At 69.1% G+C, this 14,531-nt stretch carries 11 protein-coding genes; all 11 read left to right on the forward strand.

Going from position 1 to position 14,531, the window contains the following annotated elements:
• Nucleotides 1-51: 51 nt before the first annotated feature.
• A complete protein-coding gene (locus EJ105_RS21775) occupies nucleotides 52-1,500 on the forward strand; it encodes an LLM class flavin-dependent oxidoreductase (RefSeq protein WP_250167979.1) in 1,449 nt (482 codons plus the stop codon).
• A 230-nt stretch (nucleotides 1,501-1,730) separates the two neighbouring features.
• Nucleotides 1,731-3,110 carry an LLM class flavin-dependent oxidoreductase gene (locus tag EJ105_RS21780; protein ID WP_250167980.1) on the forward strand — a complete coding sequence of 460 codons (1,380 nt, stop codon included), beginning with the start codon at nucleotides 1,731-1,733 and terminating at the stop codon, nucleotides 3,108-3,110.
• A gap of 111 nt (nucleotides 3,111-3,221) precedes the next feature.
• Entirely contained in the window at nucleotides 3,222-4,328 is a 1,107-nt protein-coding gene (epsC, locus tag EJ105_RS21785; RefSeq protein WP_394042657.1) for a serine O-acetyltransferase EpsC, read from the forward strand.
• Complete coding sequence (locus EJ105_RS21790) at nucleotides 4,325-5,272, forward strand: family 2A encapsulin nanocompartment shell protein (protein WP_250167981.1); 948 nt, start codon at nucleotides 4,325-4,327, stop codon at nucleotides 5,270-5,272. Before epsC ends, EJ105_RS21790 begins: the two co-directional genes overlap by 4 nt.
• Entirely contained in the window at nucleotides 5,247-7,235 is a 1,989-nt protein-coding gene (locus tag EJ105_RS21795; protein WP_250167982.1) for a family 2A encapsulin nanocompartment cargo protein cysteine desulfurase, read from the forward strand. Before EJ105_RS21790 ends, EJ105_RS21795 begins: the two co-directional genes overlap by 26 nt.
• A gap of 415 nt (nucleotides 7,236-7,650) precedes the next feature.
• Entirely contained in the window at nucleotides 7,651-8,892 is a 1,242-nt protein-coding gene (locus tag EJ105_RS21800) for an acyl-CoA dehydrogenase family protein (protein ID WP_250167983.1), read from the forward strand.
• Between the two features lie 63 nt (nucleotides 8,893-8,955).
• The gene (locus EJ105_RS21805; RefSeq protein ID WP_250167984.1) at nucleotides 8,956-10,569 is read left to right on the forward strand and encodes an ABC transporter substrate-binding protein; all 1,614 of its coding nucleotides are present in this window, start codon (nucleotides 8,956-8,958) and stop codon (nucleotides 10,567-10,569) included.
• A 1-nt stretch (nucleotide 10,570) separates the two neighbouring features.
• Nucleotides 10,571-11,572, forward strand: coding sequence for an ABC transporter permease (locus EJ105_RS21810; protein ID WP_250167985.1), 1,002 nt, complete (start codon nucleotides 10,571-10,573; stop codon nucleotides 11,570-11,572).
• Nucleotides 11,569-12,486, forward strand: a complete 918-nt coding sequence (locus EJ105_RS21815) for an ABC transporter permease (RefSeq protein ID WP_250167986.1) — start codon at nucleotides 11,569-11,571, stop codon at nucleotides 12,484-12,486. The genes EJ105_RS21810 and EJ105_RS21815 overlap by 4 nt, the downstream gene beginning before the upstream one ends.
• Entirely contained in the window at nucleotides 12,483-13,505 is a 1,023-nt protein-coding gene (locus EJ105_RS21820; protein WP_250167987.1) for an ABC transporter ATP-binding protein, read from the forward strand. The genes EJ105_RS21815 and EJ105_RS21820 overlap by 4 nt, the downstream gene beginning before the upstream one ends.
• Nucleotides 13,502-14,512 carry an ABC transporter ATP-binding protein gene (locus EJ105_RS21825; RefSeq protein ID WP_250167988.1) on the forward strand — a complete coding sequence of 337 codons (1,011 nt, stop codon included), beginning with the start codon at nucleotides 13,502-13,504 and terminating at the stop codon, nucleotides 14,510-14,512. Before EJ105_RS21820 ends, EJ105_RS21825 begins: the two co-directional genes overlap by 4 nt.
• Nucleotides 14,513-14,531: the final 19 nt, after the last annotated feature.

The following is a 14,531-nucleotide window of genomic DNA, read 5'->3' on the forward strand; positions in this document are numbered from 1 at the left end:
GGTGCTGATTTTCTGCGCTCACGCCGCCCGAACGGAACCGGAAACCGACCCATGACGCAGACGCCCGCCCCGGACAGCACCGGCCCCGCCGCCGGTTCAAAGAAGGAAATCCGCGTCAACGCCTTCGCCATGGCGACGCCGGTGCATCACTCGCCCGGCTTGTGGCGGCATCCGGAAGACCGCTCGCTCGACTACACGACGCTCGGCTACTGGACCGACCTTGCCCGCACGCTGGAGGACGGCGGCTTCGACGCGCTGTTCGTCGCCGACAGCATGGCCTCCAACGATGTCTATGGCGGCTCCTACCACGCGGCGCTGAAGGTGGGCGCACAGATCCCCAAGCTGGACCCCATCGTGGCGGTGTCGGCTATGGCCCGGGTGACGCGGCATCTCGGCTTCGGCATCACCAGCAATGCGCTCTACGAGCCGCCCTACCCCTTCGCCCGCCGCATGTCGACGCTGGACCACCTCACCAAGGGGCGCATCGGCTGGAACATCGTCACCGGCCACACCAGCTCAGGCTCCCGCGCCGTGGGCGAGAAGGCGCTGACGCCCCACGACGCGCGCTATGACATCGCCGACGAATATCTCGATGCCGTCTACGCCCTCTGGGAAGGCAGCTGGGATGACGACGCGGCGGTGCGCGACCGAGCGAACCGCGTTTTCGCCGACCCGGCGAAGGTGCGCCCCATCGTCCATCGCGGCCAGCATTTCCAGGTGGAGGGGATCCACCTCTCCGAGCCGTCTCCCCAGCGCACGCCGGTGCTGTTCCAGGCCGGCGCTTCCACCCGCGGCCGGGCCTTTGCCGCACGCCACGCCGAATGCATCTTCGTGAGCGGGCCGACGCCAAATGTCATCGCTCCCGTGGTGGCCGACACCCGCGCCCGTGCCGCGGCGCTGGGGCGCGACCCGAAGGAAATCCTGTTCTTCTCCATGGCCACCACCATCGTCGGCGCCACCGAAGAGGAGGCGCGGGAGAAGCTGGAGAGCTACCGCCGCTTCCTCAATCCTGAGGCCGCGCTGATCCTGTTCTCGGGCTGGACCGGCATCGACTTCTCCAAGCACGACCTCGACGCCCCCATCCGCTTCGACGACCGCTCCCAGGGCCTCGTCTCCGCGCTGGAAGCCTTCTCCATCGCCGACCCGAACAAGGTGTGGACGGTGCGCGAACTCGCCGAGCACAACGCCATCGGCGGGCGCGGCCCGGTCTTCATCGGCTCGGCCGAACAGGTGGCGGACCAGATCGAGGCCTGGGTGGAGGCCACCGACGTGGACGGCCTCAATCTCAGCTACGCGGTGACGCCCGGCGGCTATGCGGATTTCGGCGCGCTGGTGGTGCCCGAGCTGCGCCGCCGCGGCCGCTTCAAGGCCGATTACGTCGCCGGCACGCTCCGCGAGAAGCTCTATGGCCCCGGCCGCAGCCGCCTGCCGCAGAGCCACCCCGCCGCCGCCTTCCGCCCCGCCGCTGCGCCCGTCGCCGACGCGCGCGCGGCGGTCTGACCTCCAGGGAGAACGCGCATGTCCGCCGATGCCTTCGGGGCCATGGCCCTCATGTTCGGAGCCGTCTGCCCCGGCGAAAACCGGCCCACGCTGTCTCCAGCGCCTCGCAATGATCTGCGCCTGAGCACGTCGCCCCGCGCATCCGGGGCCACGGCACCCGTCCTGCGACAGGTCTCGCTCGGCGCGACCCTCGCGTCTCTGCTCCAGCGCTGACCCTGGAAAGGCCCGCCATGACCCGCCAGATCCGCCTCAACGGCTTCATCGGCTTCAGCCCGGTGCATCTCTCGCCTGGCCTGTGGGCCCACCCCGCGAGCCGGGGCGCTGATTACAACACGCTTGATTACTGGGTGGACCTCGCCAAGGTCCTGGAACGCGGCAAGTTCGATGCTTTGTTCATCGCCGACGGCATCGGCGTGCATGACGTCTATGGCGGCAACGCGGATGCCGCGATCCGCTCCGGCGCGCAATTCCCCAAGCTCGATCCGCTGATGCTGGTGTCCGCCCTCGCCCACGAGACGAAGGACCTCGGCTTCGGCATCACCGCTTCCACCAGCCACGAGCTGCCGGCCGTGCTCGCCCGGCGCTTCTCCTCGCTGGACCATTTCACGCAGGGCCGCATCGGCTGGAACATCGTGACCGGCTATTCCGACAGCGGCGCCCGCGCGGTGGGGCGCGAGAAGGTGATCGCCCACGACACCCGATATGATCGTGCCGACGAATTCCTCGAAGTCGCCTACAAGCTCTGGGAGGGCTCCTGGGAGGACGCCGCCGTGGTGCGCGATCGCGCCTCCGGTACCTTCGCCGATCCCTCGAAGGTCCACCGAGTGCGGCATGAAGGCCGGCACTTCGACATCGACACCATCCACCTCACCGAGCCTTCGCTCCAGCGCACGCCCTACCTGTTCCAGGCCGGCGCCTCGCCGCGCGGGCGGGCGTTCGCGGCCCGGCATGCGGAAGCAGTGTTCGTCGGCGGGCCGACCCCGGCGAGCATCGCACCGGGCATCGCGGACCTGCGTGCCCGCGCGGCGGCCCTGGGGCGCGATCCGCGCGACATTGCCGTCTTCACCCTCGCCACTGCCATCCCGGCCCGCTCCCGCGCGGAGGCGGAGGACAAGCTCGCCGACTATCGCCGCTACACCGATCCGGATGGCGTGCTGGCGCTGTTCTCCGGCTGGACTGGCATCGATTTCTCCGCCTTCGATCTCGACGCGCCGCTGACCCTGAGCGAGGTGCGCGAGAATGCCGTGCAATCGCTGCTGGAGACCTTCACGGTGGCGGAGCCCGACCGGGTGTGGACGCTGCGCGAGATCATCGCCCACAACGGCATCGGCGGGCGCGGCCCGCTCTTCGCCGGCACGCCGGCCGACATCGCCGACGAGCTGGAAGCCTGGGTGGCGGCGGCCGACGTGGACGGCTTCAACCTCTCTCACGCCTTCTTCCCGGACACCTTCACCGACGTGGTGGACCTGCTGGTGCCGGAGCTGCAACGCCGCGGCCTCTACAAGCAGGACTACGCCCCCGGCACCCTGCGCGGAAAGCTCTCCGGTTCGGACCGGCTGAAGGAGACCCATGCCGGCGCCGCCTATCGCAGGCTCAGCGAGGCCGCGTGAGAGCCCTCCCATCCGGCGCCCGGCTAATATCTATTAATTCGGGTGATTAACTGGACAATACAGCTTGGCCATGTCATCCATGGTGCATCGGCGCGCAAGAGGGGGCATCCGGTGACGGCCAAGGGACGCGACGGCCAGATAAGAGAAGGCCAGATACGCGATGGCTACGGGGTGTTCGATCGTGCCGATCCGGGCGGCGGCGTCGCTTTCCACGATGGCGATCGGAGCGATGGGGGCGCGGGCGGCAGCGCTCCACCCTCGGGCTGGAACCTCACCCCGGTGATCGCGGCGCTGAAGCTGTCGCGGGATGTGCAGCACAACATCCGCCATCGCGGCCTGCTGCGCCCCCCGCCCTCCCGCGAGGCCATCGTCTCCGCCCTGCAGGGGCTCGCAGCGGCGTTGTTTCCGGCCCATTACGGACCGCCGGGGCTCGCCGCCGAGACCATCGACTATTTCGTCGGTGCCACCCTCAACGACGCGCTGACCACCCTCGCGGAGCAGACCCGGCGCAGCCTGCCCTTCTCCACCCGGGAGGCGCGCTCCGAGGCGGCGTTCGAGCGCGACGCCATCGACATCGTCCGTGCCTTCGCCCAGCAATTACCGGAGATCCGCGCCCTCCTCGTCAGCGACATCCGCGCGGCCTATGAGAACGATCCGGCGGCCACGGGCTTCGCCGAGATCCTGCTGGTCTATCCCGGGCTCACGGCTGTGGTGCACCACCGCATAGCCCATTCCCTCTACGGGCTCGGCGCCGGCTTCCTCGCCCGTCTCATCTCCGACATCGCCCATTCGCGCACGGGCATCGACATCCATCCCGGCGCCGGCATCAGCGGCAGCTTCTTCATCGATCACGGCACCGGCGTCGTCATCGGCGAAACCACCATCATCGGCGAGCGGGTGCGCCTCTATCAGGCGGTGACCCTGGGCGCGCGCAATTTCCCGACCGATGCCTCGGGCGCCATCATCAAGGGCGCGCCGCGCCATCCCATCATCGAGGACGACGTGGTGATCTATTCGGGCGCCACCGTGCTCGGGCGCATCACCATCGGCCGTGGATCGACCATCGGCGGCAATGTCTGGCTTACCCATTCGGTGCCGCCGGGCAGCCATCTCACACAGGCGCAGAACCGCTCGGTGGGCGGCGCGGGAGACCCCGCGCAGGCTTCGCCCGCTGGCGCCGGCAGCGCGCATCCGTTTTTCAACAGGGGATCCGAATGACCGAAGAGCCTGCCATCAGGAGGACATTGAACGAGGCCGCCGCCCGGCAGCTCGCCAATGCCACGAAGACCCGCGCGCAATGGTCCGGCATCACGCCGCGCTGGCTCGTCTCCTTCCTGCCGTGGACGCCGGTGGAAGCCGGCATCTACCGCCTCAACCGCGTCAAGGAATCCAACGGCGAGATCGCCGCCGACGTGGAATGCTCGCCCCGCCGCGACCAGGACCCGGACCTTCCGGAGACCTTCGTGGACTATGAGGAGGCGCCGCGCGAATATTCCCTCAACGCGGTGACCACCATCCTCGACGTGCAGACCCGCGTCTCGGACCTCTATTCCCACCCCTACGACCAGATTCAGGAGCAGCTGCGCCTCCTCATCGAGAAGGTGAAGGAGAAGCAGGAGGCCGAGCTCATCAACAACGCCGAGTACGGCCTGTTGACCAATGCGGCGCCCTCGCAGCGGATTTCCACCCGCACCGGCGCGCCGACGCCGGACGATCTCGACGAGCTCATCACCAAGGTGTGGAAGGAGCCGGCCTTCTTCCTAGCCCATCCGCGCGCCATCGCCGCCTTCGGCCGCGAATGCACCCGCCGCGGCGTGCCACCGCCCACGGTGACGCTGTTCGGCACGCCCTTCCTCACCTGGCGCGGCCTGCCGTTCGTGCCGTCCGACAAGCTTTATGTGGACGAGAACGGCAAGACCAACATCCTGCTGCTGCGCACCGGCGAGAAGAAGCAGGGCGTGATCGGCCTGTTCCAGCCGGGCGTTCCCGGCGAGGTGGCGCCGAGCCTGTCGGTGCGCTTCATGGGCATCAACCGCAAGGCCATCGCCTCCTATCTGGTCTCGCTCTACTGCTCGGCCGCCGTGCTCACCCACGATGCGCTGGCGGTGCTCACCGATGTCGAGGTCGGCAAGTATCATGCCTATCCTGACACCTACGCCTGAGCCGGGGGTGCCCGAAGGGCCGGCGGATTTCCGCCCGGACGATTTCGGCGCGGCGGCAAACGCTGCGCCGGGGTCCCCGCCGCCGGGCTGGCCCGACCCGCAGGTGCTGCAGCAGATCGCCAACGCCTTCTTCCAGTCGGGGCCCGTGGCTGCCGCTCCCGAGGCGGCGCCGCATCTGGTGACGCTGCCCTCCGCACCGCCCAATCCGACCGACCTGCCGGGCCTGCCGGCGACGACCCTCGCCGACCAGCACCTGCCGTCGCGGCCGCCCTTCGCCGCGCCGGACCTGCCGCCCGTCACCATCCCGTCCGTGGTGCCGACGCCCAACATCCCGCCCCCGCCGGCACCGGCGGCGGTGGCCGTTCCCGGCCTCCCCGGCGTCCCCCAGCCGGGCGGTTCCCCCGCCCTGTCGCTTCCGGGCCTCGCCGGCAGCTTCGATACCGGGCAGGTGCCGGCGGGCCTCGGCAGCGTCATCGCACTCGACAGCCGGCGTCCGCCCGCGCCTTCGGCGGTGCCGGGGGATTTCGGCGGAGATGCGGGTGGCCTCTACTTTCTGGACGAGGCGCGCGCCCATTCTCCCGTGCCCGCCTCTGCGTCCCTGCCGGCGGAACCCGCCCTGCCGTCAGCGTCCGCGCTCCCCGGCCTTCCGGCGGCGCCGGTGCAGGCTCCGGACTTCGGCGGGATCTCCTCGGCGCTGAGCCCGGAGCTGGTGCCGGACCTCGGCCCGCAGACGCGCCCGTTCGATCCGCACGCGATCAAGCGGGACTTCCCCATCCTGCAGCAGAGCGTGCATGGCAAGCCGCTGATCTGGCTCGACAATGCCGCGACCACGCAGAAGCCGCAGGCGGTCATCGACCGGCTGACCCACTTCTACGAGCACGAAAACTCCAACATCCACCGCGCCGCCCACGCCCTCGCGGCGCGGGCGACCGATGCCTATGAGGCGGCCCGCGAGAAGGTGCGGCGCTTCCTCAATGCCGGATCGGTGAAGGACATCATTTTCGTGCGGGGGGCCACAGAGGGCATCAACCTCGTCGCCCAGACCTACGGAAGGCGGCATGTGAAGGAGGGCGACGAGATCGTCGTCACCCATCTGGAGCACCACGCCAACATCGTGCCGTGGCAGCAGCTCGCCGCCGAGAAGGGCGCGCGCCTGCGCGTCGCGCCGGTGGACGACACGGGGCAGGTGATCCTCGAGGAATACGAGAAGCTGCTCAATCCCCGCACCCGCATCGTCGCGCTGGCGCAGGTGTCCAACGCGCTCGGCACGGTGGTTCCGGTGAAGGAGATGGTGGCCATCGCCCATCGCCACGGCGTCTGCGCGCTGGTGGACGGGGCGCAATCCGTCTCCCACATGGCGGTGGATATGCAGGCGCTGGACGCCGACTTCTTCGTCTTCTCCGGCCACAAGGTGTTCGGTCCCACCGGCATCGGCGTGGTCTACGGCAAGAAGGACGTGCTCGCCCGTCTGCCGCCGTGGCAGGGCGGCGGCAACATGATCGCCGACGTGACCTTCGAGAAGACCATCTACAATGGTCCGCCCGAGCGGTTCGAGGCCGGCACCGGCAACATCGCCGATGCGGTGGGCCTCGGCGCGGCCATCGACTATGTCGAGAGCATCGGCATGGAGGTCATCGCCCGCTACGAGCATGAGCTGCTGGTCTATGCGACACAGCGGCTCCTGACCGTGCCCGGCCTGAAGCTCGTCGGCACGGCGGCGGACAAGGCGAGCGTGCTCTCCTTCGTCCTCGATGGCTGCCGCACGCAGGACGTGGGCGCAGCGCTGGACCGCGAGGGCATCGCCGTGCGGGCCGGCCACCATTGCGCCCAGCCCATCCTCCGCCGGTTCGGGCTGGAGAGCACGGTGCGGCCCTCCCTCGCCTTCTACAACACGACCGACGACGTGGACGCGCTGGAAACCGCCCTCAAGCGCATCCAGAGCAGTCGCGGCTACCGGCTCTGACCCCTCCCCGCCCCGGCCTCATCGCCGGGGCGGGAGAGGCCGGGCGCCGAGCCCGACGAACGTGAAGAGTTCAGCTGCACTCCTGCGGTTCCGGGCGCGCCTGCCCTCAAGCATCCCCTCTCCGCCAAAGACCGCAGAAGGGGATTTCGCGGTCCTCGCTCCCATCAACCCGACGCCCTGTGTCGGGCCGCACGGCCACTGCACGTCCAACTCGTGGACATTTATTACATTAAAAAGATCGACAAACTACATTTAAGAGATATGCTGACCATATCTTCGCTGGTGCGTGCCGCCGGACCGGGTTTCCCGGTGCTGAGCCTGACCTGCGAAGCGTTCTCCGCTCGAAGCGCGCCGGGTGCCCCTCCGGCCCTTTCCAACGCTCTTTTCCGTCGGACTCGCCACCTCGGACCCAGCCATGAACGAAATCGTCGTCCCCTCTGCCGCCGCCCCCCTTCTCGGCGGACCGCTGCGCCCGGACGCGCCGGCGCTCGATGCCCTGTTCGACACCATCGCGGCGGGCTCGGCCCAGCGCGAGTACGAGCGCATCCTGCCGCATGAGCCGCTGGGGCTGATCCGCTCAGCGAAGCTCGGCGCCCTTCGCCTGCCGGTCGAGGCGGGCGGCGCCGGAGCCTCGTTCCGCGAGCTGTTCGGGGTCGTGCTGCGTCTCGCCACGGCGGACGCCAACGTGGCGCACATCCTGCGCAATCATTTCACCTTCGTGGAGCGCTACGCGCGCACCCCGCGCAATGCCGCGGAAGAGGGATGGCGCCGCGCCGTGGCGGAAGGGGCCATCGTCGGCCTCGCCAATACGGAGAGCGACGCCAAGGTGGTGGGCGGCTCCCCCTTCGCCACCGTCCTGCGCCCGGACGGCGATGGCTGGCGCATCAGCGGCCGCAAATACTATTCCACCGGCACCATCTTCTCCGACCTGGTGCTGGTGCGCGTGGCGACGCCGGAGGGCGGCAACGCCTCCCTCATCCTGCCGGTGAAGCGCGAGGGCATCGAGATCGTCGATGACTGGGACGGCATCGGCCAGCGGCTCACCGGCTCGGGCACCACCATCTTCAACGAAGTGCGCGTCGAGCCGGATGAAGTGGTACCGGACGGCACGGGCGTCGGCTACGGCACCGCCTATTCCAGCACCCTGCCCCAGCTCTACCTCACCACGGTCAATGCCGGCATCCTCGCCGCCGTGCTGCGGGATGCGACGGCGCTGCTGAAGAGCCGCAAGCACACCTATTTCTTCGCGCCGACACCGGTGGCGACCGAGGATCCCATTCTCCAGCAGGCGCTGGGCGAGATTTCCGCGGCGGCCTATGCGGCGGAAGCGCTGGTGCTCGCCACCGCCGATGCGCTTGATGCCGCCGATGCGCTGCGCGCGTCCGGCGCGTCTTCGGAAGAGGTGAATGCGGCGGCTCACGGTGCGGCGCTCAAGGCGGCGCGGGCCAAGGTCATCATCGACGATCTCACCCTGCGCTCGGCCAGCCAGCTGTTCGATGTGGGCGGCGCCTCGGCGGCCCACCGCGCAGTCAATCTGGACCGCCACTGGCGCAATGCCCGCACCCTCGCCTCGCACAATCCGCGCTCCTACAAGGCGCGGCTCCTCGGGCTCCACGCCATCGACGGCACGCCCCTGCCACCCTCCAGCTTCTTCTGAGCCAGGGGCTGGCGAAATCCGGCCCCCCCAGCGCCCAACGCACATCCGAGATCCGAAGACCCGATGACGTCCCCGTTCGAGACCCTTGCTTTGTCCCGTCGCACGCTCCTTGTGGGTGCCGGAGCCTCCCTCCTCCTGCCGGCAGCCGCGCGCCGGGCGGGCGCAGCCCCGGCCACGGGTGGAACGCTCGTCGCCGTGCTCGATCCCGAGCCGGCGGGCCTCGTGGCGGGCCTGACCATCTCCGCGCCGGCGGTGGCGGTCTCGGCCAACATCTTCGACGGGCTGGTGGAATATGACGAGGGCTTCAAGCTCAAGCCCAGCCTCGCCACATCCTGGGAGACCTCGGCGGACGGCACCGTCATCACCTTCCGCCTCCGCAACGACGTGACCTGGCATGACGGCACGCCCTTCACATCGGCGGACGTCGCCTATTCCCTCCTCGAAGTGACGAAGAAGGTGCACCCGCGCGGCAATGCGGTGTTCGCCAATCTCACCGCCGTGGACACTCCCGATCCGCACACGGCGGTGCTGCGCTTCTCGCGCCCCTCGCCGGTGGTGTGGGCGGCCTTCAACGGCACCGAGACGCAGATCCTGCCCAAGCATCTCTACGAGGGCACCAACCCCCTCACCAATCCCCTGAACGGCAAGCCCATCGGCACCGGCGCTTTCGTCTTCAAGGAGTGGGTGAAGGGCGAGCGCATCGTGCTGGAGCGCAATCCCAATTACTGGGACAAGGGCCGGCCCTATCTCGACCGCGTGGTGTTCCGCATCATCCGCGATCCCGCCTCCCGCGCGGCGGCGCTGGAAACCGGCGAGGCGCAATATATCCCGCTCAATCCCGTGCCGCTTTCGGACGTGGCGCGCATCAAGGCGTCCAAGGACCTCGTGGTGGAGACGCGCGGCTTCGAGGGGCCGGCGCCCATGTATTTCTTCGACTTCAACCTGCGCCGCGAGCCGTTCGGCGACATCCGTGTGCGCCAGGCCTTCGCCCACGCGCTGAACCGCAAGGCGCTCGCCGAGACGGTGTTCTACGGCCTCGCCAAACCCGCGGAAGGCCCCGTGCCGAGCTACCAGACCCAGTTCTTCGCGACCGATCTTCCGCAATACGACTACAACATCGCCAAGGCCGAGGCCCTATTGGATGCCGCCGGCCTGAAGAAGGGGTCGGACGGGGTGCGCCTGCGCATCGACCACATCCCCTCCGCCTATGGCGAGGATTACCGGCGGGCGGGCGAATACTTCAAGCAGGCGCTGAAGCGCATCGGCGTGGACGTCACGCTGCGCAACTACGATCTGCCCACTTACATCAAGGTGGTCTTCACCGAATACGATTTCGACACCCACAGCGCCTGGTATTCCGCCTATCCCGATCCGCAGATCGGCGTGCAGCGACGCTATTGGAGCCAGGCGATCAAGAAAGGTACGCCCTCGTCCAACGCCTCGGGAATCGCCGATCCGGAGATCGATGCGGTCATCGAGCGCATCCAGACCGAGGGCAACGTGGAGAAGCGCAACGCCGACATCCGCGAATTGCAGCGCCTCGCGCAGGTGAAGCTGCCGTCGGTGAACCTCTTGGAGCTCACCTTCTATCGCGCCTATTCGGCGAAGCTCTCGGGCATCGATCTCGCCCCGTTCGGCGGCTACCAGTCGCTGAAGACCGTGTGGGTGGGGGCCTGAGATGGCGCGCGCCCTTCAGCTGCCCGAGGGGCGGGTGCTGCGCTATCTCGGCCTGCGCGTTGTCCAGGTGGTGCCCACCATCCTCGCCATCGTGGTGCTGAACTTCTTCTTCCTGCGCCTCGCTCCCGGCGACCTCGCCGAGGTGATGGCCGGCGAGGCGGGCTCCGCGACACCCGAATACATGGCCATGCTGCGCCAGCAGTTCGGGCTCGACGAGCCGCTTGCCATCCAGTTTTTCAAGTATATGGGCCAGCTGTTCCAGCTCAATCTCGGCTATTCGTTCCGCAATTCCATGCCGGTGCTGGACCTCATATTGACCCGTGCGCCCAACACCGCGCTGCTCATGCTCTCCAGCCTCGTGCTGGCGGTGGCGCTCGGCATCCTGTTCGGCGCCATCAGCGCGCAATGGCGCGGGCGCTGGCCGGACGGCGTGCTCTCCGCGGTCTCCACCATCGGCTTTGCCACGCCGCTCTTCTGGGTGGGGCTGATGCTGATCGTGCTGTTCTCGGTGGAACTGCGCTGGCTTCCGGCGGGCGGGATGCGTGATCTCCAGCAGGCCCACACCGGCCTTGCGGCGGTCGGCGACGTAGCGCTGCACATGGTGCTGCCGGTCCTGTCACTGGCCTTCTTCTACATCGCCATCTACACGCGCCTCACCCGCTCGGCCATGCTGGAAGTGCTGGAGCTGGACTTCGTGCGCACCGCCCGCGCCAAGGGCATCGCCCCTCTGCCCATCGCCGTGCGCCACGTGCTGCGCAATGCGCTCCTGCCCATCGTCACCATGACCGGCCTGCAGCTCGGCACGCTGCTCTCGGGGTCGGTGGTGATCGAAACCGTGTTCGCCTGGCCCGGCATGGGCCGGCTCGCCTTCGATGCGGTGTTCCAGCGCGACATCAACCTGCTGCTGGGGGTGCTGTTCTTCTCCTCCTTCCTGGTGATCGTCTCGAACCTCGCGACCGATCTCGTCTACGCCCTGCTCGACCCGAGGATCGACGTGCGATGAGCCTCGACGCCACCGACATCCTTCCCCGCGCCCCCGCGGCTTCGGCCCCCGCCGCGCCGAAGCCGCGCCGCGCGGTGCGCGCCTCCTCCTTCGGATATCGCTTCCTGCGCAGCCGCACCGCGCTTGCCGGCAGCATCGGGCTGGCGCTTGTGGCCGGCGCCGCTCTGTTCGCGGGGCAGATCTTCCCCGGTGATCCGCTGGACATGGTGGCCCGACCGTTCATCTGGCCCTTCACCTCGGCGGAATATCCGCTCGGCACGGACATGCTGGGCCGGGACATCCTCGTCGGCCTCGTCTATGCGGCGCGCGTCTCGCTGGCGGTCGGCCTCGCGGCGGCGGGCCTCGCCGTGGCGCTGGGCGTCGTGTTCGGGGCGCTGTCGGGCTATTTCGGCGGCTGGGTGGACCAGGTGCTCACCCGCATCACCGAAGTGTTCCAGACCATGCCGCCCCTCGTGTTCGTGGTGGTGGTGGTGGCGATCCTCACCCCCTCGGTCTCCTCCATCGTGCTCGGCATCGCCGTCACCTCCTGGCCGCAGGTCGCCCGGCTGGTGCGGGCCGAGGCGCTGCGGCTACGCGATGCGGAATTCGTGCAGGCGGCTCGGGTCATGGGCATGGGACATTTCCGCATCATCCTCACCCACATATTGCCCAATGCCATCTCGCCGGTGGTGGTGGCGGGCTCGATCCTCGTCGCCTCCGCCATCCTCACGGAGGCGGCGCTCTCGTTCCTCGGCCTCGGCGATCCCAACCTCATCTCGTGGGGCAGCATGATCGGCTCCGGCCGCGAGGTGCTGCGCACCGCCTGGTACATGACCGCTTTGCCCGGCCTTGCCATCTCGCTCACCGTCATGGCGCTGAACCTGCTCGGCAACGGCCTCAACGACGTCCTCAACCCGCGGGTCTCGCTGACATGACGCGCCCTGCCCTGCTCGACGTCAAAGACCTCACCGTCCGCTTCCGCACTCCGGCCGGCCGGCTGACGGCGGTGGATCGCCTCTCCTTCGACATTGCGGCCGGCGAGACGCTCGCCATCGTCGGCGAGAGCGGCTGCGGCAAGTCGGTAACGGCCATGGCGCTGCTGCGCCTGCTCCGGTCGCCGCCGGCGGAGATTTCCGGAAGCCATGTGCGGTTCGAGGGCACGGACCTCCTGGCCCTCTCCGAGCGCGCCATGCGTGACGTGCGCGGCAACCGGATCGCCATGATATTCCAGGACCCGCTCTCGGCGCTGAACCCGGTGCGCACGGTGGCCGACCAGATCATCGAGAGCCTGAAGCGCCATACCGGCCTGCGCGGCCCCGCCCTGCACCGGCGCGCGGTGGAGCTGCTCGACCTCGTGCGCATTCCCGAGCCGCAGCGCCGGGCGGACGATTATCCGCACCACTTCTCCGGCGGCATGCGCCAGAGGGTGATGATCGCCATCGCCATCGCTGCCAATCCTCGCCTGCTGATCGCCGACGAGCCGACCACCGCCCTCGATGTCACCGTGCAGGCGCAGATTTTGAAGCTCATCGTCTCGCTCCAGAAGGAGTTCGGCATGAGCCTGCTGCTCATAAGCCACGACCTCGGCGTGGTGGCCGAGACGGCGGACCGGGTGCTGGTGATGTATGCCGGCCGCAAGGTGGAGGAGCGGCCGGTGGCCGACCTGTTCGCCCGTCCGCTCCATCCCTACACCCGCGCCTTGATGCGCGCCCGCCCGACGCCGGGCCTGCGGCGCGAGCTGCTGGACGAAATCCCCGGCATCGTGCCCTCCCTCGCCGATCTGCCGCCGGGGTGCGCCTTCGCGCCGCGCTGCGCCCATGCGGACGAGACCTGCGCGCGGCTCCAGCCGGTTCTGGAAGGCGTCGGCGGTGGCGGAAGCGTCGCCTGCCTCCACCTCGATCGCCTCGCAGGGGAGAAGCCCCGCGCGCCCGTCCTGGAAGGCGTGCCGGCATGAGTGCGCCCGTTGAGACGCCCGCTTTGGAAGTGCGGGACCTTGTGGTCTCCTACAACACCGGCCGGGGTCCCCTCTCGGCGGTGGACGGCGTTTCCTTCGCGATCCGCCCCGGCGAGACGCTGGGGCTGGTGGGGGAATCCGGCTGCGGCAAATCCTCCCTCGCCAAGGCCATCGTGCAACTGGTCGAGCCCTCGTCCGGCGCGCTGAAGGTGGAGGGGCACGACATCACCGGGCTCACCGCCCGCGAGCGGCGGGCACTCCGGCCCAAGGTGCAGATGGTGTTTCAGGACCCCATGGGCGCCCTCGACCCCCGCCAGCGGGCCGGCACGATCCTCGAAACCCCGCTCAAGCTCAACGGCGTGCGCGGCAAGGCCGAGCGGCGCGCCCGGGTGGCGAGCCTCATGGAGGCGGTGGGGCTGAGGCCCGAATTCATCGACCGGCTGCCGCATGAATTCTCCGGCGGCCAGCGCCAACGCATCGGCATCGCCCGCGCGCTTGCCCTCGATCCCGCGGTGATCGTCTGCGACGAGCCGGTGTCGGCGCTGGACGTGTCGCTGCAGGCGCAGGTGCTGAACCTCCTGCGCAAGGTGCAGCGCGAAACCTCCGTCGCCTATCTGTTCATCAGCCACGATCTCTCGGTGGTGGAGCATATCGCCGACCGGGTGGCCATCATGTATCTGGGCCGCATCGTCGAGCTTGCCCCGCGCGAGACGCTGTGGCGCGCGCCCCTTCATCCCTACACCCGCGCGCTCATCGAGGCGCTGCCGCGCATAGACCCCGGCGCGAGCCGCATCGCCGACAAGACCATCGTCGGCGGCGACCTGCCGAGCCCCTTCGCGCCGCCCAAGGGCTGCCGCTTCCACACCCGATGCCCCATCGCCGTCGCGCGCTGCGCCATTGATGCGCCGGCCCTGAGCGATGCGGGCGACGGCCACCTCGTGGCCTGCCATCTCGCATCCGGCGCCGTGCCCGCGCCAAACGCCAGCGCTGCGTTGCAGCCGGCCTGACCCCCTGCCTGCCCGTCCG

Source organism: Xanthobacter aminoxidans, from assembly GCF_023571765.1.
GTDB lineage: Bacteria > Pseudomonadota > Alphaproteobacteria > Rhizobiales > Xanthobacteraceae > Xanthobacter > Xanthobacter aminoxidans.

What these genes read in the sequence shown, in the direction of transcription:
- EJ105_RS21815 (WP_250167986.1), top strand. Translation starts at nt 11,569, where the DNA reads ATGAGCCTCGACGCCACCGACATCCTTCCCCGCGCCCCCGCGGCTTCG.
- EJ105_RS21810 (WP_250167985.1), top strand. Translation starts at nt 10,571, where the DNA reads ATGGCGCGCGCCCTTCAGCTGCCCGAGGGGCGGGTGCTGCGCTATCTC.
- EJ105_RS21825 (WP_250167988.1), top strand. Translation starts at nt 13,502, where the DNA reads ATGAGTGCGCCCGTTGAGACGCCCGCTTTGGAAGTGCGGGACCTTGTG.
- EJ105_RS21775 (WP_250167979.1), top strand. Translation starts at nt 52, where the DNA reads ATGACGCAGACGCCCGCCCCGGACAGCACCGGCCCCGCCGCCGGTTCA.
- EJ105_RS21790 (WP_250167981.1), top strand. Translation starts at nt 4,325, where the DNA reads ATGACCGAAGAGCCTGCCATCAGGAGGACATTGAACGAGGCCGCCGCC.
- EJ105_RS21780 (WP_250167980.1), top strand. Translation starts at nt 1,731, where the DNA reads ATGACCCGCCAGATCCGCCTCAACGGCTTCATCGGCTTCAGCCCGGTG.
- EJ105_RS21795 (WP_250167982.1), top strand. Translation starts at nt 5,247, where the DNA reads ATGCCTATCCTGACACCTACGCCTGAGCCGGGGGTGCCCGAAGGGCCG.
- EJ105_RS21800 (WP_250167983.1), top strand. Translation starts at nt 7,651, where the DNA reads ATGAACGAAATCGTCGTCCCCTCTGCCGCCGCCCCCCTTCTCGGCGGA.
- EJ105_RS21820 (WP_250167987.1), top strand. Translation starts at nt 12,483, where the DNA reads ATGACGCGCCCTGCCCTGCTCGACGTCAAAGACCTCACCGTCCGCTTC.
- EJ105_RS21805 (WP_250167984.1), top strand. Translation starts at nt 8,956, where the DNA reads ATGACGTCCCCGTTCGAGACCCTTGCTTTGTCCCGTCGCACGCTCCTT.